17 protein-coding genes are annotated in these 21,716 nt (G+C 47.7%); 9 read left to right on the top strand and 8 right to left on the bottom strand.

Annotated elements, in window-relative coordinates:
* Positions 1–74 precede the first annotated feature (74 nt).
* On the top strand, positions 75–2,162 hold the full coding sequence (locus NGM44_RS03155; RefSeq protein WP_253224216.1) for a TonB-dependent receptor domain-containing protein: 2,088 nt from the start codon (positions 75–77) through the stop codon (positions 2,160–2,162).
* 84 nt (positions 2,163–2,246) lie between these two features.
* On the opposite strand, the gene NGM44_RS03150 is transcribed toward NGM44_RS03155, so the two are convergent.
* On the bottom strand, positions 2,247–3,188 hold the full coding sequence (locus NGM44_RS03150) for a D-2-hydroxyacid dehydrogenase (RefSeq protein ID WP_253224215.1): 942 nt from the start codon (positions 3,186–3,188) through the stop codon (positions 2,247–2,249).
* A gap of 244 nt (positions 3,189–3,432) precedes the next feature.
* Between NGM44_RS03150 and rapA the strand changes: the two genes are divergently transcribed.
* Both rapA and NGM44_RS03140 read left to right on the top strand, forming a co-directional pair.
* Positions 3,433–6,297: an RNA polymerase-associated protein RapA gene (gene rapA, locus NGM44_RS03145; protein WP_253224214.1), complete on the top strand. Its 2,865-nt coding sequence runs from the start codon at positions 3,433–3,435 to the stop codon at positions 6,295–6,297.
* A gap of 82 nt (positions 6,298–6,379) precedes the next feature.
* Positions 6,380–7,885 (top strand): YifB family Mg chelatase-like AAA ATPase, encoded by a 1,506-nt coding sequence (locus NGM44_RS03140; protein ID WP_253224213.1) that lies wholly within the window; start codon positions 6,380–6,382, stop codon positions 7,883–7,885.
* Between the two features lie 65 nt (positions 7,886–7,950).
* Here NGM44_RS03140 and NGM44_RS03135 read toward each other — a convergent pair whose 3' ends face one another.
* A complete protein-coding gene (locus NGM44_RS03135; RefSeq protein WP_253224212.1) occupies positions 7,951–8,610 on the bottom strand; it encodes a phosphoglycolate phosphatase in 660 nt (219 codons plus the stop codon).
* 574 nt (positions 8,611–9,184) lie between these two features.
* Here NGM44_RS03135 and NGM44_RS03130 point away from each other — a divergent pair.
* The gene (locus tag NGM44_RS03130) at positions 9,185–9,730 is read left to right on the top strand and encodes a porin family protein (RefSeq protein ID WP_253224211.1); all 546 of its coding nucleotides are present in this window, start codon (positions 9,185–9,187) and stop codon (positions 9,728–9,730) included.
* 129 nt (positions 9,731–9,859) lie between these two features.
* Here the strand turns inward: NGM44_RS03130 and NGM44_RS03125 are convergent, their stop codons facing one another.
* Positions 9,860–10,198 carry a P-II family nitrogen regulator gene (locus NGM44_RS03125; RefSeq protein WP_253224210.1) on the bottom strand — a complete coding sequence of 113 codons (339 nt, stop codon included), beginning with the start codon at positions 10,196–10,198 and terminating at the stop codon, positions 9,860–9,862.
* A gap of 155 nt (positions 10,199–10,353) precedes the next feature.
* Between NGM44_RS03125 and murD the strand changes: the two genes are divergently transcribed.
* From murD to NGM44_RS03110, 3 genes are all read left to right on the top strand, one after another.
* Positions 10,354–11,748: a UDP-N-acetylmuramoyl-L-alanine--D-glutamate ligase gene (gene murD, locus NGM44_RS03120; RefSeq protein WP_253224209.1), complete on the top strand. Its 1,395-nt coding sequence runs from the start codon at positions 10,354–10,356 to the stop codon at positions 11,746–11,748.
* 219 nt (positions 11,749–11,967) lie between these two features.
* The gene (locus tag NGM44_RS03115) at positions 11,968–13,179 is read left to right on the top strand and encodes an FtsW/RodA/SpoVE family cell cycle protein (protein WP_253224208.1); all 1,212 of its coding nucleotides are present in this window, start codon (positions 11,968–11,970) and stop codon (positions 13,177–13,179) included.
* Positions 13,180–13,556: 377 nt separating this feature from the next.
* Positions 13,557–14,120 carry a hypothetical protein gene (locus NGM44_RS03110; RefSeq protein WP_253224207.1) on the top strand — a complete coding sequence of 188 codons (564 nt, stop codon included), beginning with the start codon at positions 13,557–13,559 and terminating at the stop codon, positions 14,118–14,120.
* 204 nt (positions 14,121–14,324) lie between these two features.
* Here the strand turns inward: NGM44_RS03110 and NGM44_RS03105 are convergent, their stop codons facing one another.
* Positions 14,325–15,128, bottom strand: a complete 804-nt coding sequence (locus tag NGM44_RS03105; protein WP_253224206.1) for a sulfite exporter TauE/SafE family protein — start codon at positions 15,126–15,128, stop codon at positions 14,325–14,327.
* Between the two features lie 76 nt (positions 15,129–15,204).
* Here NGM44_RS03105 and NGM44_RS03100 point away from each other — a divergent pair, with 76 nt between their 5' ends.
* Both NGM44_RS03100 and NGM44_RS03095 read left to right on the top strand, forming a co-directional pair.
* Positions 15,205–16,140, top strand: coding sequence for a biotin--[acetyl-CoA-carboxylase] ligase (locus NGM44_RS03100; RefSeq protein ID WP_253224205.1), 936 nt, complete (start codon positions 15,205–15,207; stop codon positions 16,138–16,140).
* Positions 16,141–16,179: 39 nt separating this feature from the next.
* Positions 16,180–16,896, top strand: a complete 717-nt coding sequence (locus NGM44_RS03095; RefSeq protein ID WP_253224204.1) for a pantothenate kinase — start codon at positions 16,180–16,182, stop codon at positions 16,894–16,896.
* 8 nt (positions 16,897–16,904) lie between these two features.
* Here NGM44_RS03095 and NGM44_RS03090 read toward each other — a convergent pair whose 3' ends face one another.
* The 4 genes from NGM44_RS03090 to dapF form a co-directional block, all read right to left on the bottom strand.
* Positions 16,905–17,414, bottom strand: a complete 510-nt coding sequence (locus NGM44_RS03090; protein WP_253224203.1) for an opioid growth factor receptor-related protein — start codon at positions 17,412–17,414, stop codon at positions 16,905–16,907.
* 141 nt (positions 17,415–17,555) lie between these two features.
* The gene (mqo, locus tag NGM44_RS03085; RefSeq protein WP_253224202.1) at positions 17,556–19,238 is read right to left on the bottom strand and encodes a malate dehydrogenase (quinone); all 1,683 of its coding nucleotides are present in this window, start codon (positions 19,236–19,238) and stop codon (positions 17,556–17,558) included.
* 367 nt (positions 19,239–19,605) lie between these two features.
* Positions 19,606–20,664 (bottom strand): site-specific tyrosine recombinase/integron integrase, encoded by a 1,059-nt coding sequence (xerA, locus tag NGM44_RS03080; protein WP_253224201.1) that lies wholly within the window; start codon positions 20,662–20,664, stop codon positions 19,606–19,608.
* A gap of 6 nt (positions 20,665–20,670) precedes the next feature.
* Positions 20,671–21,570 (bottom strand): diaminopimelate epimerase, encoded by a 900-nt coding sequence (dapF, locus tag NGM44_RS03075; protein WP_253224200.1) that lies wholly within the window; start codon positions 21,568–21,570, stop codon positions 20,671–20,673.
* Positions 21,571–21,716 lie beyond the last annotated feature (146 nt).

The following is a 21,716-nucleotide window of genomic DNA, read 5'->3' as shown; positions in this document are numbered from 1 at the left end:
CCGCTTTTTGGGTTTTGCGGACGATTTGTATGGCGATAACCACAGTGTGCTACCAGACATTGATAAGGAATACTATGAAAACTTTTGCAAAACTACCCCTAAGTCTTGCTGTCGTCGCGGTGATGTCAGCCCATGCTTATGCCGAAACAGCACAAACTGCTGAGCCAAGTGTCGTGCTTGAAGGCGAGACTATCGTCATCGACCGCCAAGGCACAAAAGTACAAACCAATGTAGTCAATCTGCGCGAAAAGGACGAAAGTACTGCCACGGATCTGCGCGGTCTATTAAAAAGCGAACCTGCGATCGATTTCGGCAATGGTAACGGCGCATCACAGTACATCAGTATCCGCGGCATGGGTCAAAACTCGATTGATGTTAAGGTGGACAATGCTTACAGCGACAGCCAAATCTTATACCATCAAGGTCGCTTCACCCTTGATCCTAGCCTAGTCAAGATCGTCAGCGTCCAAAAAGGCGCAGGCAGTGCATCAGCAGGTATCGGTGCGACCAATGGCGCGATCATCGCCAAGACAGTCGATGCCAAAGATCTGCTACAGGGCAGTGATAAGGACTGGGGTGTGAAAATCAATGGCGGCTACTCAAGCAATGACGAGCATTCGTATGGCGCGACGGCGTTCGGTCAAGTGGGCGCATTCGACTTCTTGGTCAGTGGTAATCGCGTCGAACAAAACGACTACACCGCAGGTCGCGGCTACAAAAACTACCTAGGCGGTGATACCGTACCATCAAGCGCTTTGGACAAAGAAAGCTATCTGGCTAAGGCGGGCGTAACCTTGGGCGATCATCGCTTCGTGCTGAGCCATTTTAATGATACTAATAAAGGCGTGCGCAATGTGCGTGAAGAATTTGACATCTTCACCCCAGAAGAAAACAGCCGCCTAACCATCGATCGCCAAAAGCCACAATATCGTGAATTGTCGCTAGAAAATACCAACTTAGAATACACAGGCAATAACATCGGCTTTATCGATCAAGTCACCGCCAATGCCTATGTGATGAAAAACAAGCGCGAATCAGTGGATGATACAGGCAGCTATGGCGCGGTGACAGGCTATAACGAAACTGAAGTGAAAACCACAGGCGCGAATATCAACTTCGACAGCTATGTGTTTGGCGATACTTTGGTCAAATATGGCGTGAACTATCGCAAGCAAGAGATCGAGCCGAACCGTCATGGTGCAAATTTCGTCAAAAACACCGAAAAAACTGACACAGGCGTCTATGTCGAAGCAATCCATGACATCAAAGATGTCACGCTGACTGTCGGCGGTCGTTTTGATCATTTTGATTATACTGCGCTCAATGGTAAAGAAGTGTCGGATGGTCGATTCAGCCCAAGTGTCGGTGTGATTTGGCAGGCGACCCCAGAGCTGAGCCTAAGCGCTAACCACAACTACGCCACACGTAGCCCGCGCTTGGTTGATGCGCTATTGGCAGGTGGCAGTAATGTCACCATCGCTGATGATGTCAAGGCAGAGCGCGCCAAAAACACCGAGATCGGCTTCAACTACAACCGCAATAACTGGTTCGTCAATGGTAGCTACTACTGGCAAGATATTGATGGCTTGCTTGCCAATGGGCAAGCAATGCGCCACGATGTCTTTGGCAATCCTGTGTATGGTGATGCTGGCATCGATAATGTCGGTCATGCCAAGAACCACGGCTGGGAGCTTGGTGCAGGCTATAAGACCAAGAATATTACCGCGCGTCTGGGCGTCGCTGAGAGCAATCCAGAATTCTTCACTGACAGCGATAAAGTTACTATAGGTCGTAATGGAGTCGCGACACCGATTTCATTTAGCAATAAAGAATTCGGTGCGCGTGTCGGTCGTACTTGGACAGCAGGTCTTGCCTATCGCTTCGATGAGCCAAATGTCGAAGTCGGCGCGGATTATCGCGTGGTCGAAGATGCCAAAGGCACACATTGGATGAGCGATCCTGTGGCGGACAATCACCAAACTGAGCGCGACGGCTATCAAGTGATGGATGTCTATGCCAACTGGAAGCCGTATAATAACGACAAGATGAATGTCAATTTCGCCATCAACAACCTAACCAATGTCGATTATCGTCCGCACACCGCCATGAGCCTGCCTGCGGTCGGTCGTGAGTTCCGTGTTGGGGTGAATTACACTTTCTGATTGTGTGATCTATAAACTTTTCTCCACCAAAAATGCCCAAGCGATCCACTTGGGCATTTTTCTATGGGTTAAATTTTAAAAAGCTTAGTGAGATTGGATAAAATGGCTCACCTGCTCACACAAAATCCCCCACAGCCGAGATTGTGCCGCAAGACTGCCCCATGCATTGTGCGGTGTAAATAGCACGCGCGGATGGTCTTTGATGCTAAGCAGTGGCTCATCATCAGCAAATGGCTCATTTTCAAAGACATCGGACGCATAGCCTAGAATCCGCCCATTTTGTACGGCTGTAACAATGCTTGCACCATCGACCACGCCGCCGCGCGCGACATTGATGATTAAGGGTTTTTTTATCATTTTTGCGATCGTCTGACCATTAATCAGATGCGCGGTGGCATCGGTTAATGGGCAGTGCAGACTGATGATATCACTATTTGCCAAGACTTCATCAAACGCGGTGTAATCAGCATTTCTTGGTGCTTTGTCTTGATGTTCGGCATACAGCACCGTCATGCCAAAAACCTTGGCGATCTCACCGACACGACGCCCGATATTGCCTGCGCCAATGATGCCAAGCGTACGACCGTTAAGATCAAAAATTGGCTCATTCAGCAGACAAAATCTGCCATCTGCCTGCCAAGTGCCATCGGTCGCCACACGATGATAATAGCTGCCTGCGCGCATCACTGCCAGCATCAGCATGAAGGTATGCTCAGGTACGCTTGCCACCGAATAGCCTGCGACATTGTACAGCGCCACGCCATATTCTTCGCACGCTGCTTGATCGACATTATTCATGCCCGTGGCGGTCAGTTGAATCAGTCGCAGATCAGGCAGCTTGCTGATCACATCGCGCGTAAGCAATACTTTATTGGTGATGATGATTTGGGCATCTTGACAGCGCTCGATGATCTGATCGGTGTCATTGTTTGTCGCGTCATAGACCACATAGTCTGTGATGCCATCTGGAGCAGGCAGGCTCAGCTCTTTTGAAAAAGTACCTGCATCTAAAAATACGGCTTTCATAATTGTCCTAAATTTTTCTCAATGATGAACGATAAAAGGATGCTGGTGATTGTAGCATGAATTTTGATAAAGTTTTTCACCTTGATGAATAACTGCGCCAAAATATGTATAAAATTTCGCCTAAGCCCAAAGAAATTTAATGCGAAAAAGCACAAACTCAAGTAAAATATAAGGTTTGATTGGGAAATTGCTCCCGCCATATAGCTACAAAAATCACAAAAAGTATCATCATCGAGTTTTTTTTATGAGTGAAAATTTTGCCATCGGTCAGCGTTATTTATCAGACAGCGAAAGCAATCTTGGGCTAGGCGTCGTCATCAATGTCGATGAACGCTGCGTTCACATTCTTTTCCCCCAAAGTGAAGAAACGCGCGTCTATGCCAAAGCATCGGCACTGCTGTCGCGCGTCGTCTTTTCTGTCGGTGATGAGATCAGCGACCAAGATGGCAACTGCTTTACCGTGGCAAGCTGTGAAGATGTCGGCGGTGTGATGCGCTATCATCTCACTTGTGGCAAAAGCCTGATGGAGACGCGCTTGGCGGCGAATATCTCACTTGCTAAGCCACTAGAGCGACTGCTGGCTGGTCGCATCGAAGGGGCAGACTGGTATGAGCTGCGCCAAGATGCCTTGCGCATCAATGCCATGCTTAGCCGTCATCCGCTGCGTGGTCTGATCGGTGCGCGCGTGGACATCATCAAGCATCAGCTGTATATCGCGCATGAAGTGGGCAAGCGTCTATCGCCACGAGTGCTGTTGGCGGACGAAGTAGGACTGGGCAAGACCATCGAAGCAGGTCTGATCATGCATCAGCAGATCTTGACCGGTAAAGTCTCGCGCGTGCTGGTGCTTGTGCCAGACAGCTTGCAGTACCAATGGATGATCGAGCTCAAACGCCGCTTTAACCTTGATTTTGCTTTATTTGACCTGGTGCGCACCGCATCGATCAAAGAACATAATCCTGATCAGAATGTCTTTTTGACCGAGCAATTCATCATTGCAGGCATTGATTTATTGCTTGACCATCATGATCTGTACGAGCAGGCTTATGCAGCAGGCTTTGATCTATTGGTCGTCGATGAAGCGCATCACTTGCAGTGGGATGCTGATCAAGGTGGTAATGATAAATATGAGCTGGTGGCGGATTTTGCTGCGGCGACCGCAGGCGTACTGCTCTTGACCGCAACGCCTGAGCAGCTTGGCGTGGAGAGTCATTTTGCGCGCTTAAGATTGCTTGATCCGCATCGCTTTGATGATTTGGACGATTTTATCGCGGCACAAGATGCCTTTGCTGATGTAGCGATGGTGGCAACCTTGTTAATCGATGGTCAAGAATTATCCGAAAAACAAATCCGTGCCGTGGCAGGCTTATTGGGCTTTGATGAACCTGAGCTTGCTGATATCAATGCCAATGAGCGACTGCGTACCCATGTGATTAATGAGCTACTTGACCGTCATGGTACAGGCCGTGTGCTGTTTCGCAATACGCGTGATAGCGTGCAGGGCTTTCATGGGCGCACCAGTATCCCTTATCCGCTACCACTGCCTGATGCGTGGAAAGGCACGCACTACACCGATGGCAAGCTGCGCGAACAACTGTGGGGCGAAGAGAATTATCCCGATGGCGCATGGCTTGAGACCGATCCGCGTGTGTCATGGCTGATCAATCTATTGCGCGATGATTTGAAATATAAAAAAGTACTGCTGATCGCGCGCAGTGGTGCGACGATTGAGAGCCTAGAAGCGGTGCTGCGCTTGCACGCGGGCATTAAGACGGCAATTTTTACCGAGCAGATGAGCCTGCTTGAGCGCGACCAAGCGGCGGCATATTTTGCCGATGATGCAGGGGCGCAGATTTTGCTGTGTTCTGAGATTGGTTCAGAAGGTCGTAATTTTCAGTTTGTCCAAGATTTGGTGTTGTTTGATTTGCCTGCCAATCCTGATACGCTTGAGCAGCGCATCGGTCGCCTTGATCGCATCGGACAAGTCGCCCAAATCCGCTTGCATGTGCCATTTGTCATGGGGACTGCCCAAGAGCGACTGTACAACTGGTACGATGGCGCGTTAAACATTTTCAATCACATCAGCCCAACGGCACAATCGGTGCAAGAAGCTTATATCGCTGAGCTTAAGCCTTTATTAGAAGGGGCGGAAACCGAAGACAATCGCACGGCGATGATTGAGCTGATCGCTGATGCGTCGGTATATCGCGGACAGCTAGAAGATGAGCTGCAGCAAGGTCGTGATCGCTTGCTTGAGTATAATTCTTGCCGTCCGAATGTCGCAAGTCGCATCGAGACGGCAATGCATGAGCTTGATAATAATAAGCTATTGCCTGTGTTTCTTGATCGCTATCTGACGGCGGTCGGCATGGATTATAGTATTCAGCGTGATGGTTCGTGGATTATCCATCCGATTGATGCATCAGAAGTGGATATCGAAGGCATCGAAAGCTTACCACTGGACGAAGATGGCATGACTTTAACCTTTGATCGCACCCAAGCCCTTGCTCGCGAAGATATGGAATACATGACTTATGAGCATCCACTGGTGCAGGCGGTGCTTGAGATGATTTTGTCAGGGACATTTGGCAATACTCAAGTAGCACTGCTAAAATCCGCCGCCTTGCCAAAAGGTATGTTGCTTGTCGAGAGTCAATTTCGCATCGAAGTCATCGCTGCTAAGTCGCTAAATCTCGCCGCTTATCTGCCACAGCAAAGCCTGCGCGTATTCTTAAGTGAGCGCGGTGATGACCTAAGCAAAGTCGCTACCAGCGAAAAAATCATGCCGCTGGTTGATCGCTTGGATAAAGCGCGCGCTCGCCAAGTCACCAAAGCACGCGCGGCGGTGATCGATACTCGCGCCCAAGATGCCAAGCGTATCGCCGCTGAGCAGCTGACCGCCATCAGTACAGCGGCAGCGTCGGCATTTGGCGAGTACATGGATAAAGAAATCGGTCGCCTAACGCGTCTACAAGCCATCAATCCTAATGTGCGCGATGATGAAATCGCCGCACTGGTTAAGCGCAAAGAACAAGGGCTTGACGCCTTGGGCAGCTTATCATTAGTGCCTGACAGCATTCGCGTCTTGGTGACGGTACAGCCTGATTAGCATATCTGTATGGCAGATGAAGGTAAATTAACCGTAAATGATATGAAAAAGCCTGACTCTGCCATGATTTATAAGGATTTTCATGTCATTTGCTAAAGTTCATACGCGTTCGGTCATTGGGCTAAATGCCCCGCAGGTGCTGGTCGAAGTGCATTTATCCCAAGGATTGCCTGCCTTGATCATCGTCGGCTTGCCCGAAGCGTCGGTGCGCGAGAGTAAAGATCGTGTGCGTTCGGCATTGATCAATTCTGGCTTTGAATTTCCCAATCGCCGCTTGACGATCAATCTTGCGCCAGCTGATTTGCCCAAAGATGGCGCGCGCCTTGATTTGCCGATTGCCATGGGGATACTTGCGGCAAGTGGTCAGATTGATGATAAGGTGCTTGATGGCTTTGAATTCATCGGCGAGCTTGCGCTCAATGGTGAGCTGCGTGACATCACAGGGGCATTGTCCGTGGCACGCGCGATTAAGTCTGATACGGTCAAGCGCACCCTGATCGCACCCACAGCCAATGCACATGAAGCGGTGAAAGTCGGCGGCGTGACTGTACTTGCCGCAACGACACTCGATGCGGTGTGTCGCCATCTGGATGTGGTCAGTGGGATCAATAAAAATCCTGCCGATCTGCTGCCCATCGTCGATATTCCCACCCAAGATGATGAAGTCAGCTATGCGCTTGATCTGGCTGATGTCAAAGGTCAGCACCATGCACGCCGTGCGCTCGAGATCGCCGCGGCAGGTGGTCATTCCTTATTATTCAAAGGCTCACCAGGTTCTGGCAAGACCTTGATGGCATCACGCCTGCCGAGTATTCTACCGCCTTTGACCGATGAAGAAGCGCTTGAAGTGGCGAGCATCTACTCCATCGCAGGCGTGGCGCACCGCTTTGGCGAGCGACCATTTAGACAGGTTCATCACACCATTTCATCGGCGGCATTGGTTGGCGGCGGCTCAAAACCCAAACCAGGGGAGATTTCGCTTGGACATAAAGGCGCGGTGTTTTTGGATGAATTGCCAGAATTTGATCGAAAAACTTTAGAAACCTTGCGCCAACCCATCGAAGCTAAGGAAATCATCATCTCGCGTGCCAATTCGCAAGTGTCATTCCCTGCTGATTTTCAGCTGATCGCAGCGATGAATCCATGCCCGTGTGGCTATCACGGCGATCCATCAAACCGCTGTGTCTGCCGTCCTGAGCAGGTGAAAAAATACCAAGAAAGACTCTCAGGTCCTTTGCTTGACCGCATTGATCTGCACATCACTGTGCCAGCTTTGCCAATCGATGATCTACAAAATGCCCCGACAGGTGAGCCGTCCAGTGCCGTGCGCACACGCGTGATCGCCGCGCGAAATATCGCCATCCGCCGACAGGGTAAGGCGAATTATGAGCTAACCCCCAGAGAGCTTGACCAAGTGGCGACGCTTGGCGATGCCGAACAGCAAATGCTAAAAATCGCCACCGCGCGCCTAAATCTATCGGCACGCAGCTATCATCGCATCTTGCGCGTGGCGCGCACCATTGCGGATTTGGCAGGCAGCGAGCAGATCGGCACAGCACACATTGCTGAAGCGTTGAGTTATCGCTAAGGCTTGGCTGATATTGCTAAGCTTAGACTAAGGTTTAAGGACTAAAGTTTAAGCTTAGCATTGGCTTAGGCGGACTTGAGCACATATGCCACAAGCTCATTAAAGTCATCAAAAGCGTAATCGGGCTTGGTCAGATCAATCGGCTCGCCATAGTTATAGCCATAGCGCAGCGCAAGTGTGGCCATACCACAAGCTTGCCCAGCCAAGATATCATTCTTCGAATCACCGATCATCGCCGCATCATCGATGGCGATATCTAGCGTCTGACAAATGTGCAAAAGCGGTGCAGGATCAGGCTTCTTCGTCGGCAGACTATCACCGCCAAGCACGATGTCAAACAAGTCCGTCCAAGCCATCTGCTTAAGAATCGCAGGTAAAAATCGCTCAGGTTTATTGGTGCATAAAGCAAGTGTCAAACCACGGACTTTTAAGGCTTTTAGTCCATCGCTGACGCCTGTGTATTCACTGGTATCGCTTGCGATTTTGGCATATTCTTCTAAGAAAATCTCATGTGCTGCACTGATGGCAGTAGCATCATCTTGTCCGTGATGATTCAGTGCGCGTGTTACAAGATTGTGCGAGCCATTGCCCACCCAGCTTTTGACCGTGTTATTATCGACGCACGACAGCTGCAGGCGTGTCAGCATGGCATTGACCGCCGCCGCCAGCTCATTGGCGCTGTCGATCAGCGTACCATCGAGATCAAAAATCAGTAATTTTTTCATAGCTTATCCTTATAAAATCATCGAAGTTGCGTCAATTTGGCGAAAATTTGCCCAAAAATCATCAAAATTGGCAGATTTTTCCCAAATTTGTGCTTTGGTTGATTGTAACACAGCCTAAGAATTTTGGAAAACTTCACTAAACTGCGCAACATTGCTCAAAATTTAATCAATTTTCACCCAATTTTCCCCATCAATTATCAAAAATTATCAGTCATCAGTGATTGACAAAGAAAAAGTATGAATAAATTTGGTAATTTTGATGATGAAAATCTGTGCTTATTTGGGTGATTTGGGCAAAATTGATTAAAAATTAGACAGAATTTGCCAAAATCATGCCAAGTGCGCGGTGAGATTTGCGCAATCTTTGGCAAAGTTAGAGAGATTTGACACATTTTGTTGCAGTTTGGGATATAGTGTTGCTTGACGTGGGCGAATTTTTGCAAAACTTTACATAGAATATCCAAAACACGCACAGTCAGTATGAAATATTTTGTTACTATAAACCCATCGTTTGAGATGACGCGATAATCACTAATCGCCATCTTGTTTAATCACTCAATAAGGAGACAAAACGATGAAAACTCTATCTAAAGCACTACTTGCTCTTTCAGCTTCTTCAGTTCTTGCCATGAGCGCGAACGCAGCCATCAGCTATGGCGCTTCAGAAGCAGCACAACCTTATGTGGGTGTTAAAGTCGGTACAATCGACGCTGACCAAATCGACGGCAATGTAACTGCATACGGTGTGTACGGCGGCTATAACTTCGACCAAAACTTCGGTGTCGAAGCAGAATATCTAGGCACTGACACCAAAGATTTCACCGCGAACAACCGTGCACTAGAAGGTGATGTGAAGACTTATGGTCTATACGGTACTTACCGTTACAACTTCAACAATACCCCAATCTATGCTAAAGCAAAACTGGGTGTAGCAAAAACTGAAGTTGATGTTGAATACCGTGGCAACGACGCACAGTACCTAAATTCTGACAAAACTGGCGTTGCTGGTGGTGTGGCACTGGGCTACAAGCCAACTTCAAATGTCGGTCTAGAGATCGGTTATAACTACCTATCAAAAGATGCAAACATGGCTGCTATCGGTGCACACATCGCATTCTAATCAGCTTTGTTTAAAATCTTAAATTAAAAAAGCACAAAATGATCGTCCAAGTCACATTGGGCGATCATTTTTTATTTGTATAAACACACCAATAAAAAAGCAAGCACTTAGGCTTGCTTATTGATGAAATTATAGGGCGGTCTCGTCCATTTCGCCTGTGCGAATGCGGATGACGCGCTCAAGTGGCGTAACGAAAATCTTGCCATCGCCGATTTTGCCAGAATTGGCGGTTTTCATGATCGCTTCGATGATCGGATCGACCATCTCATCACTGCAGGCGACTTCGATTTTGATCTTTGGCAAAAAGTCCACCACATATTCTGCGCCACGATACATCTCGGTATGACCTTGTTGGCGACCAAAGCCCTTGACTTCGGTGATGGTGATGCCGTTCACCCCGATTTCTGACAATGCTTCACGCACATCGTCGAGTTTGAAGGGTTTGATGACAGCAGAAATCAGTTTCATGATTATTCCTTGGGCTTATGAGCTTAGTAGTAGATTTATTATATAAAAAAATTGCCAGAATGCCAACTGTCACAAGGCTGATAAAAATCACCCGAGCGGTGAAAATTTTGTTAAAATAAACCAAGCTTTTTATTTGACAATTATAAGGAATTCTCATGACTACCAAACGCTATGCTGTCATCGGTCTGGGTGGCTCAGGATTATCGGCGGTGAATTTTTTGGTCGAGCAAGGGCATACGGTCGCCGTCACCGATGGCAATGCCAATCCAGGCTTGGCAGATCAGCTGCCTGATGGCGTGGCGCGTCATTTTGGGCAGATTGACGGCGTGCTATTGGGCAGTGTCGATGAGATTGTCATTAGCCCAGGAATTGATCCGCGTATCGAGTCAGTCGCTGCTGCCAAGGCGCGCGGCATTCCTGTCATCAGCGATGTGCAGCTGTTCATCGATGCAATACAGGCGCGTGATGTCGCTGCTGGCACGCATACGCCGATCGTCGCCATCACAGGATCCAATGCCAAAAGCACCGTAACGACTTTGGTCGGTGAGATGGCAAAAGCTGCAGGACTGGTGACAGGCGTGGGCGGTAATATCGGCACGCCTGCTTTAGAATTATTAAAAATTAACAATCTACAAATCGCGGTACTTGAACTGTCAAGTTTTCAGCTGGAGCATATCAGCCACTTAAATGCAGCTGCCGCGACGATCTTAAACATCTCGGCGGATCACTTGGATCGTCATGATGGCATGGATGATTATTTGGCGCAGAAGCTGCGTATTTTTGATGGTGCGGTAGCAGCAGTGATCTGCCAAGATGATGCCAAGCTTGCCGATACTTGTAAGAATACCTTACAAAATCTCTCACCAAATGCTGCTATCATCAGCACAGATAGCTCATTGAATAAGTTGGCGGCAGAGTTTTATCTGTATGATGATGGGCAAGGCTTGGCGTTGTACCATGAGCAGACGCGTCTAATGGCGGCAGATGCATTGAAGATTAAAGGTAAGCACAATTTATTAAATGCCTTGTCTGCTTTGGCGCTCGGCAGTGCGGCAGGCTTGCCGATGGCGGCGATGCTGTCGGTGTTGGCTGAGTTTAAAGGTTTGCCACATCGCTGCGAATATGTCGATAAAGTCGATGGCAAGGCATATTTTAACGACTCAAAAGGCACAAACATCGGCTCAACCATCGCAGCAATCGCAGGGCTTGGCACGGTCTATGGCGAAGGGTCGCTTGCGCTGATTTTGGGTGGCATGGGCAAGGGTCAGGATTTTAGCGAATTGAGCGCCGATGTCGCGCGCTGGGTTGATACTGTGTATCTGATCGGCGTCGATGCGCCAGTGATCAAGGCAGGTCTGATCGCGGGTGATGATGGTGTGCAGTCTAAGCTTGTAGAAATCGGCACGCTAGATAAGGCAGTGGCGGCAGCCAGCCAAAGTAACGCCAAGGCGGTGCTGCTATCGCCTGCGTGCGCAAGTTTTGATCAGTTCAAAAGCTATGGCGATCGCGGCGAGCAGTTTGTCAAGATGGTGCAGGCATTGCGCACTTAAGCTGTAACCTTACCAAGACATCAATCAGCCTTTGGGTGCATATTGCCCAAAGGCTGATTTTATATATAGCCTGCCAATTTTAAAATCATGCTGTATCGTCTTATTTTAAGTTGTTTGATGATAAAAATATGCGTACAAACCGCGAAATTACAACATTTCTTGGCAAAAACTCGGTATAATATTAGGTTATTTATTTCTTAGTTTTTCAAGCGAAGTGCCATGCCTGAGACCGTTTCGCCTGCCAAAGCAGGTTTTGATTTTATTAATCGTTTGATCCAACGCCTACAACATCTGCCCTATGTACCATCGATCCGCACGCTCTTGCTGACAAGCTTGGGTTTGTTGGCTTGCTTAAGTTTGCTGATGATCGCGTCCGCATCCATTCCGTTTGCACAGCAGCACGGTATGAGCGACTTGGCGTTTTTTTATCGTCAGTTGGGCTATATGATTCTAGGTCTGGCAGCTGGTTATGTGGTTTATAAAGTTAAACTAAAAATTCTAGCCAGTTTTGAGCTGATGGTCATCGGCTGGATCGTCACAGGGGTGCTGCTGCTTGCTACCTTGATATTTGGCGTGGATATCAATGGCGCGAAACGCTGGATCGACTTGGGTTTTGGTAATTTTCAGCCTGCTGAGCTGTGTAAGATGGTGATGATCATGACCACGGCAGAATATGTCGTGCGGCGTTCGGCGGATGTGCGCGAAAGTGTGTTTTATTCGTTTCGCTTGATGATTCCGTGTATTCCGCTGTGTGGTTTGTTGATTTTGCAGCCTGACTTCGGGAGCTTTGCGGTGATTATCGCCACGATGTTGGTTTTGTTGTTCATCGCAGGTTCGCCGCTGTATCAGTATGTTTCTGTTGCGGTCGTTGCGGCAGGCATGCTTGCTTTGTTTGTGATAACCAGTGACTATCGTATGCGCCGTATATCGAGCATCATGGATGATCCGTTCAATGATTTTCTTGGTGATGGCTATCAGCAGGCGAACAGTCTGTTGGCGCTTGGGCGTGGCGGCATCACAGGCACAGGCTATGGCGACAGTATCCAAAAGCTGTCCTATCTGCCTGAAGCGCACACTGACTTTTTGTTCGCGATCACAGGTGAAGAGCTGGGCTTGATTGGCTCGCTGGTGGTGATTCTCCTAGAAGCTGTGGTGATTTTCTCAATGATGGCGATCAGCTATATGGCATTCAAGCGTCGTCAGATGATTCTTTCCTACACGGTGTTTGGCTTTGCGGTGATGTTCTTTGGGCAGACGATGATCAATATCTTGATGAATCTTGGTATCGGTCCGACCAAGGGCTTGACTTTGCCGTTTTTCAGCTATGGCGGTTCGTCGATTCTGATCTCAAGTATGATCATCGGCTATGTGCTCAATGTCTATGAAAACAGCCCAATCATCGCCGCCAATAAAGAAAGTCCGCGATATTAAGCTGTTATTCATCATTTAGAAAATTTTCATAATAATCCATAAAAAACACCCCATCATAAAAATCTTGACATTTTAGTACCGTAGGGTGCGCTGAGCGCACCGGTAAAATACCCAATGTGTAAATTTACCAAAAAATTTGCAAAATTCACCATAAAAAATCAAATATTTGTGGTGTATTGGAGCGGTGTCGCACCCTGCGGTTCTGATTTGACAAACCCAAACATGAAAAAGAAAGAAGCCTGTAGCCCGTAGGTTAAGTTAAGGCACAAAACCCAACAAATTTAAAGAGCAATACTAAACATAAATTAAGTTTTACCAAAAACCAACCCGATTATTCAACATCATTATTAAATAAAAAAAGTTATTTTCATAGAAAAATGTTGGGTTTTGCAAGCTCAACCCACGGGCTTGAAATATTTGGGAGAGAAATAATGTTTGTAATTAATAATAAAATGGCTAAGTTATTAAATAATATCAATAATATTAACATTATTGATATTAATCAAAACCTATATGAATTATTAAACTTGGAATTTGAAAAAAAAGCTGGTGGTATATTTTTTCATGGAGCATACACAAGTCAATATGATGATAAAATAATTTCTCAAGAGTATATAAGAAGAGTGCATACCGATATATCAGGAATGGAGATATCTTTGAACATGATACATATTGATGACTATGTGAATTCAGAGGTATTTTTACAATCTATAGCTTTTTTAAAAAGATTTATTGAAAAATGGACTCTATTAGAAAACTCTGAATTTTTGGCAATCGTATCCTTTCAGGATGATGATGTAGGAACTTTTTCAAAATTTAGCTTTCATAAAATAAGACCTGGGGAAATGGTTTATGATATTAATAATATTGATAAATTCCTTGAGGCGGTAATGATATATATATCTGATATTTCTGCTTTTAACCCCGGCCAACACTTTTGATAAGTACAGTAGCCCGTAGGTTAAGTTAAGGCACGAAATCCAACAAATTCAAAGAGCAATGCTAAACATAAATTAAGTTTTGCCAAAAACCAACTCAACCTACAGCCCGTAGGGTGGATTTGCAGATGGATTTATGATTGATATAAAAAAGGGCGCATTACCAGCACCCTTAAGTATGTTAAATAAATTGATAATGATTTAAAACTACAACCAACCACTCACCATCAACTGCGCGCCGACGACCATCAGCAACACGCCAAAAGCGCGCTTGAGCGTCTGTGCAGGCAGGGCATGGGCAAGGCGTGCGCCGACTTTTGCCATGACAAAGCTGACAATGCTGATGCTGACAAATGCACCGATATGCACAAAGCCAATCAAGCCATCGACATCCATCTGCGAGACATCAGCATGACCGAACCACATAAAACCAAGCGCGCCAGCGATGGCGATCGGCAGACCGCACGCCGCAGAAGTGCCGACGGCTTGTTTCATCGGTACGCCATTTTGGCTTAGGTATGGCACGGTCAGACTGCCACCGCCGATACCAAAAACCGCCGATAACAGACCGATCACAACCCCTGCCAAAGATTGCTTATAATCAGCAGGCGGCGGAACATCAAGGCGTTCTTGGTTGGGGAAAAACAGCATTTTTACCGCCATCAAAATCGCACCACCGCCCAAGATAGCCTGTAGCATCGCGCCATCGATCAGCGTCGCCACCCAAGCACCGACAAGACTGCCCAGCACCAAGCCTTTTGCCATATTTTTAAAAATTTCCCAACGCACACCGCCGCGCTTATGATGTGCTGACATCGAGCTGATGGAAGTCAGAATGATGGTCGCCAATGCCGTGCCGACCGCGACATGGGGAACGATCTCACTTGGCAAGCCATAATATGCCAAAATCCAAATCAGCGCAGGCACAATCACCATCCCACCGCCGACGCCGAATAATCCTGCGCACAGTCCTGCAATCGTCCCTGCGATGATAAACCATAGATAAATCATTGTTTTGTCCAATTTTTGCTGAAAGATGTGTTATTATAACGCAATTTTTTACAAATTTGTGACGGCATTTTTTTGAATGAATATTCGCGCAGTTGATACGATGGATGATTTGCACAAGGAACAGAGCGATTGGCAAAAGCAGTGGCAAGCAATTTGGCAAAAGATCCACGCCAATCACCACCACGACGCGCTGACCGACAGCACCAACACACAGCTGATGACCGCGCTGACGCAAGGCAGGCTCGACCCAAGCCGCCCACATCTATGGACGGCTGATGCACAGAGTGCGGGGCGTGGGCAGCACGGTAGATCGTGGGTGAGTGGCGTGGGCAATATGTTTTTGTCCTTGTATGTGCCGATGTCTGTGGCGGCTGATGGCTTTGGGCTGCACCGCTTAAGTGGTTTATTATCCTTAAGTGTAGGGCTGACTTTATCGCAGTTACCCATCATTAATGCCATCAATGATGTGCGCGTGCGCTCAGGGCTTGGCAAAGTGGGTGTCAAATGGGCGAATGATGTCGGCTATTATGACGATACGCGCCATCTGTTTCAGAAGCTTGCTGGGATTTTGATTGAGCCTGTGTATGTGCGGCGTGATGACAAGACAGGATTGGTCGGTGTCATCACGGGTATAGGGCTCAATGTCAAAAGCAGTCCTTTGATCAAAGATGGTCTGTATCAAGCGACCTGCCTACAAGATCTGTGCGACGCTGCCACCATCGCCGATGTACCGACGGCGCACGCGCTGTATCAGCCGATGTGTCAGGCGGTTTGCCAAGCGATCCATTGGCATAATCAGCTCGATGATGAGCGCGCGCGATTGGATTTTGTTGATGTGTTTAATCAGGCGCACATCTTGACAGGTAAAGAAATCAAGGTCTATGCACGCGATGAGATGCAGGTAGTCACCCAAGCAGGGCGGTGCGTGGGGATTGATGATCAAGGGGCGTTATTGCTAGAAAATGCAGGCAGTATTGAGCGTGTATTCGCCGGTATGATTCAATCTGCTTAACTGATAAATTTAAATTAAAATGATAAAAAGGAATAATCAATGACGGTGCTTTGGCTGGATTTGGGCAATACCCGATTAAAATATTGGCTGATCGATGATGGGCAAGTCATCGCATCGGACGCCAAAGAGCATCTAAAAGCGCCCAATGAGCTGCTGATGGGTTTGTTCGGTACTTTTATTCGCTTTCATCCGCAGTTTGTCGGTATCTCAAGCGTCTTGGGCGAGAAAATCAATGGCAAAATCGCCGAGACGCTTGATGAGCTTGGCGTGCCTTATGAATTTGCCAAAGTCAATGATCGCCACCCTAAGCTGCACAGCCATTATGACCCAAAGCAGCTTGGCGTGGATCGCTGGCTGCAGATGCTCGGTGCGGTCGATGGTGCGCGTCGTCAGTGTGTCGTCGGCTGTGGCACGGCATTGACGATGGATGTGATCGATCAAGGCGTGCATTTGGGCGGCTATATCCTGCCCAATGCCTATATGCAGCGTCATGCGCTGTATGCAGGAACGCAGCAGATCGGCGTCAAGCAAGGGCGATTTGATGATCTTGCCTTGGGTGTGACGACCGATGACGCGGTGCATCATGGGATTTTATTTGGCATTGTCGGTGCGATCAAGCAGCTGCAGGCGCAGTATGATGCGTTTGAGCTGATTCTGACAGGCGGTGGGGCGATGACTTTGATGCCGTTTTTGGATCATGCTACCGTGGATGAGAATCTGCTTTTGACAGGTCTGCAGCGGTATTTTGGGCGGTGAGTTGATCATCATTCCTGATATTCATCCAATAAATGTCGCCAAATCTCTAAAGTATTTGGCTTAAGATATCCTTTTTCTACGATCAGTTCAAGTGCCAAAGTTTGTAGGTTTTTTGCCAATTCAAACTGACCGCACCAAGCCAGCGAGCGGATGATGCGGCTGATTTTCTTTTCTTGATGACCGACTTCTTGTAGCCAATACTGCTGTGATTTGAGCGTGTCTGTGGCAAATACTTGAGTGCCTTGTCGTTCGATGCCAAAATGCTGAATGATTTTATCAAAGGATGTTAAGAATTTTTGTTGGATTTCGAGATTGGTGCGAAAGAAAATCAAATCATCGCCAAGCAGCAGCGGCACAGTTCTGTTCCATTTAGAAGAGTGATCAATCGGAAATAACCACTCAATATACAGATACTGCATTTTGATAAAGTTTGGCGGTAGCTGCCACAGATCCTCTAAACCAAAATCAAAATATGGCGTCTTTGTAAGCCCTAGATAAAATTCATTGATCGGATGCATGGTTGCCTGCCTGTTTGGTTTGGTTGTTCATCAAGTATAACATGGTAGTGCGACAGATTGTGTCGTGGTTTGCCAGCAACCAAACCCAAACAAAAAAAACCAAGCATTATCTGATGCTTGGTTTTTTATTGTGCTTAGCGATTATTTCGCAGCAGGAATGATGACTTCTTGTGAAGTTTCATTCAGGGCTTTTACCGCAGCTGCATCAGTCGGTGCTGGCAGTGCTTGCACGCCTTTTGGGGTATAGACCAGACCCAGTGTTTTGCTGGTCTCGGCACGCACTTTATCCAGTAGCGCAGGGTCTTTTGACAGATCCTTGCCATAAGATGGGATGATTTCTTGCAGTTTGCCTTGCCATTTGCCCGCCACTTGCTCAGGGAAGGCTTTTTCAAGTAGGTTTAGCAGGATGTGTGGTGAAGTTGATGCACCCGGTGATGCACCCAGTAGTGCGGTCACAGAACCATCTTGTGAAGCAAAAATCTCGGTACCGAACTGCAATTTGGCAGGCTCACCTGGTAGCTGCTTGATGATTTGCACGCGCTGACCGCCTTGGAAGGCTTTCCAGTCTTCAAGCTTAGCTTCTGGATAGTATTTTTGTAGCTCTTTTAGACGCTCGGCATCACTTAGCATCACTTGGCTGATCAGATATTTTACCAGATCGGTATTTTCAAGACCGATTTTCGCCATTGGTAGCGCGTTGTCTTTGGTGGCCGAATTGATCAAATCAAGCTGCGAGCCATTTTTCAAGAACTTATTAGAATAAGTCGCAAATGGGCCAAATAGCACATATTGTTTGCCATCGATATAGCGCGTATCAATGTGCGGTACTGACATCGGTGGTGAGCCAAGTTCAGCTTTGCCATAGACTTTGGCATTATGCGCCTTGACGATTTCAGGCTTATCAGTCATCAAGAATAGACCGCCGACAGGGAAGCCTGCATAATATTTACTCTCAGGCAGATCGGTGTACTGCAACAGCTTAATCGCTGCACCACCTGCACCGACGAATACAAAGCGCGTCTTGGTGTGCGTGGTTTCGCCTGTTTGTAGGTTTTTCACACTCACAGTCCAAGTCTTGTCATCATTACGGCTGATGCCCGTCACTTCGCTATTGACTGACAGCTTGAAGTTTGGGTGCTTGTTCAGACCATCCACAAGCTGCGTGGTGATCGCGCCATAATTGACATCGGTACCGATATCCATGCGTGTGGCGGCAACTTTTTGCGCAGCATCACGACCTTGCATGACAAGCGGCGCCCAATTGGCGATCTCAGCCTTATCTTCGGTATAGACCATGTCGCTAAACAATGGCGATTGGATCATCGCTTGATGGCGACGCTTTAGAAAATCAACCTGATCACCCCACACAAAGCCGATGTGTGGCACAGGATTGATGAAGCTTGATGGTGTACCTAGGCGACCTTGTTTGACTTGATAAGACCAAAACTGCTTTGAGACTTCAAACTGACTGGCGATTTTCTCCGCGCGCTCAATGTCGATGCTACCATCTTTTGCTTCGGCGGTGTAGTTCATCTCCATAAAGCCTGAGTGACCTGTGCCAGCATTGTGAAAGCCGTTCGAGCTTTCTTGTCCGACCTGATCAAGTCGCTCATACATGTGAATCTGCCAATCAGGCTCAAGCTCGCTCAAATAAGTACCCAGTGTCGCGCTCATGATGCCGCCACCGATCAGCACTGCATCGACGACAGGCTCGTTGCTGTCAGTCTGTACAGGCTTGGTCGCGACATTGCGGAATAAGAAAATCAGTGCTGCAATCAGGGCCAAAACAATCAGCACCGCGATAAGACGCAAAATTTTTTTCATAAAAACAACTATAGCTTAAGTTTATTATCAAATTATTATAAAGTTATAGTCTGCTAACTTTGAAATAATACTCTGTCAAACTCGCTCGTAGTGCCATCTTGTGAGACTTTGCTTGTTTTCCTGGCCTTATTCCAAATTTGTTTGACTATAAATTATTCAAAATATAGAAAAATATATTCAATAATTATAAATAATCAGATAATGTCAAAAAAATATGCACCCGCTCAAGGCAAAGTGCATCCGATAATAAGATTTATTATAAAGAATTTAGCCCAAAAAATCAGCAAATCTCACAATATTTAACAATTTATCAAGTGGATTGTATAAAATTTAGGCAAATCTTGTCAAAATACCATCAAAGCCAGTGTCATTGCGGTTTTTTCACGGTTTTCACCATGCTTGCGCGCGGATGGCTGTTGTCATAAATGCGGCTTAAAGTGCCAAAATCCACTTGGGTATAAATCTGCGTGGTAGCGATGTTGCTGTGTCCGAGCATTTCTTGTACCGCGCGCAGATCGCCACTGGCTGAGAGCATATGCGATGCAAAGCAGTGGCGCAGTAGATGAGGGTGTAGATTTAGATCAATGCCTGCGCTAGCGGCACATGCTTTGAGCCTGAGCTGCACTGCACGCACTGACAACCGTGTGCCGTGGCGTTCGCTGATAAATAGCGCGCTAGAGTTCTGCTCTTGCCACAGATCGCGGTGCGGCAGATAGTCGCGAATGGCACGAATGGCAAGGCTGCCAACAGGGGCTTGGCGCATTTTTTTGCCCTTACCCAGTACGCGCACCACGCCATGATCCAGATCAATATCATCGACATCAAGACTGACCAACTCCGAGACGCGCAGTCCAGAGCTGTACATCAGTTCAAACATCGCCTTGTCGCGCACCCACAGCCGTGCTTTGGCGGCATCATCAGGCATCGGCTGCTCAAGCAAGCGGCGCATCAGCTCTTCATCGGCGACACGGGGGAGCTTTCGCGGGGCGGGCTTTAGCCGAAAGCCTGTGGTGGGATTGTGCGTGGTGAGATTTTGAGTAATCAGATATTGATAAAAGCTGCGAATGGCAGATAGGGCAAGCTTGGCGCTGACGGTGCTGATAGTGTCTTCTTCCAGGCGCGTACCAAAAAACTGCGTCAGCATCTGCCGCGTGCAGGTCAGTGGATCGATGGGCTTGTGTGATTGGGTCAAAAACTGCAAAAACTGCACCAATGCCAGCTGATAAGTGGCGATGGTGCGATCAGAATAATTATGATAAGCCAAACTGTCCAAATAGGCATTCAGATGCGCCCATATCGGCAGATGGGCAAGGTCATCATGTGGCGCGATGGCGTGTGTGCTGGATTTATCAGTCGCTTTGCCATCGCTATCAGCAGTGCCATCTGCGGTAGGCAGGGCGCGTGTCAATGCAGCGGACAGTCGCATGATGGATTAGAGAGTCTCGCTGTTGTCAGCACCCAGCTTGATACCTGCCGATGCCGCCAGACCATCTGGGCTAAAGACCCCTTCATAGACGAAGGCTGTCGGACCTGTCATCATCAGCGAGTAGCCATCTTGCCAACGGATCGCAAGGCTGCCACCATACAGCTGTGCGCGAATGTCCACGCCTTCATCCAACCAACCTTCGCGGATACCTGTCGCGACCGCTGCACACGCACCCGTACCGCAGGCTTGGGTTTCGCCGACACCGCGCTCATAGACACGCAGACGGATGTGGCGTTGGTTTACTACTTGTACAAAGCCGACATTGACTTTCTCAGGGAAGGCTTCATGCGATTCGATCAATTTACCCAAACGCTCGACATCAGCACTCAGCACATCATCGACCTTGATCACCGCGTGCGGATTGCCCATATTTGCCACATACAGCTGCACAGGCTCACCATCGACATCTAGGCGATAGGCGTTGCCGATTTTGGTGATGGCTTTTGGGGCGAATGGGATTTGATCAGGTTCAAATTTTGGCTTACCCATATCCACTTGCACCCAGCCATAGCGGTCGGTGGTCAGTACGATGATGCCGCTTGCAGTCTCGACGCGCAGGCGCTGTTTGAATGATAATTTGCGCGCTTGCACAAAGGATGCAAAGCAGCGCGCGCCATTGCCACATTGTGAGACTTCTGAGCCATCGGCATTAAAAATTCGGTACTTAAAATCCACATCAGGACGCGATGGCGGCTCGACGATCAATAACTGGTCAAAACCCACGCCGATGCGACGATCAGCAAGCAGTCGCACAAGCTCTGGTGTAAGTGTCATGCGTTGTGTTACTAGGTCAATGACCATAAAATCATTGCCCAATCCGTGCATTTTGGTAAATTCGATTAACATTGTCCTATCCTTAATTTTTAGTTATTACCTTGGTATCTTATCATGAAACTTTGGTGCTTTGCTACAGTTATAAGGATTAAAATGCGTGAAGAAAGGGCGTGGGTGATTGAAATTTTTAAAGACATAGTCTATAAATTTAAAATGAT

The sequence above is a fragment of the Moraxella sp. FZFQ2102 genome (assembly GCF_024137865.1).
Classification (GTDB): Bacteria; Pseudomonadota; Gammaproteobacteria; order Pseudomonadales; family Moraxellaceae; genus Moraxella.
Note: the sequence above shows the minus strand (reverse complement) of the source record. Positions and strands in the feature narration are given on the sequence as shown.

What these genes read in the sequence shown, in the direction of transcription:
- rapA (WP_253224214.1), top strand. Translation starts at nt 3,433, where the DNA reads ATGAGTGAAAATTTTGCCATCGGTCAGCGTTATTTATCAGACAGCGAA.
- NGM44_RS03155 (WP_253224216.1), top strand. Translation starts at nt 75, where the DNA reads ATGAAAACTTTTGCAAAACTACCCCTAAGTCTTGCTGTCGTCGCGGTG.
- NGM44_RS03100 (WP_253224205.1), top strand. Translation starts at nt 15,205, where the DNA reads ATGAATATTCGCGCAGTTGATACGATGGATGATTTGCACAAGGAACAG.
- NGM44_RS03140 (WP_253224213.1), top strand. Translation starts at nt 6,380, where the DNA reads ATGTCATTTGCTAAAGTTCATACGCGTTCGGTCATTGGGCTAAATGCC.
- murD (WP_253224209.1), top strand. Translation starts at nt 10,354, where the DNA reads ATGACTACCAAACGCTATGCTGTCATCGGTCTGGGTGGCTCAGGATTA.
- mqo (WP_253224202.1), bottom strand. Translation starts at nt 19,238, where the DNA reads ATGAAAAAAATTTTGCGTCTTATCGCGGTGCTGATTGTTTTGGCCCTG.
- NGM44_RS03135 (WP_253224212.1), bottom strand. Translation starts at nt 8,610, where the DNA reads ATGAAAAAATTACTGATTTTTGATCTCGATGGTACGCTGATCGACAGC.
- xerA (WP_253224201.1), bottom strand. Translation starts at nt 20,664, where the DNA reads ATGCGACTGTCCGCTGCATTGACACGCGCCCTGCCTACCGCAGATGGC.
- NGM44_RS03150 (WP_253224215.1), bottom strand. Translation starts at nt 3,188, where the DNA reads ATGAAAGCCGTATTTTTAGATGCAGGTACTTTTTCAAAAGAGCTGAGC.
- NGM44_RS03095 (WP_253224204.1), top strand. Translation starts at nt 16,180, where the DNA reads ATGACGGTGCTTTGGCTGGATTTGGGCAATACCCGATTAAAATATTGG.
- NGM44_RS03110 (WP_253224207.1), top strand. Translation starts at nt 13,557, where the DNA reads ATGTTGGGTTTTGCAAGCTCAACCCACGGGCTTGAAATATTTGGGAGA.
- NGM44_RS03090 (WP_253224203.1), bottom strand. Translation starts at nt 17,414, where the DNA reads ATGCATCCGATCAATGAATTTTATCTAGGGCTTACAAAGACGCCATAT.
- dapF (WP_253224200.1), bottom strand. Translation starts at nt 21,570, where the DNA reads ATGTTAATCGAATTTACCAAAATGCACGGATTGGGCAATGATTTTATG.
- NGM44_RS03115 (WP_253224208.1), top strand. Translation starts at nt 11,968, where the DNA reads ATGCCTGAGACCGTTTCGCCTGCCAAAGCAGGTTTTGATTTTATTAAT.
- NGM44_RS03125 (WP_253224210.1), bottom strand. Translation starts at nt 10,198, where the DNA reads ATGAAACTGATTTCTGCTGTCATCAAACCCTTCAAACTCGACGATGTG.
- NGM44_RS03130 (WP_253224211.1), top strand. Translation starts at nt 9,185, where the DNA reads ATGAAAACTCTATCTAAAGCACTACTTGCTCTTTCAGCTTCTTCAGTT.
- NGM44_RS03105 (WP_253224206.1), bottom strand. Translation starts at nt 15,128, where the DNA reads ATGATTTATCTATGGTTTATCATCGCAGGGACGATTGCAGGACTGTGC.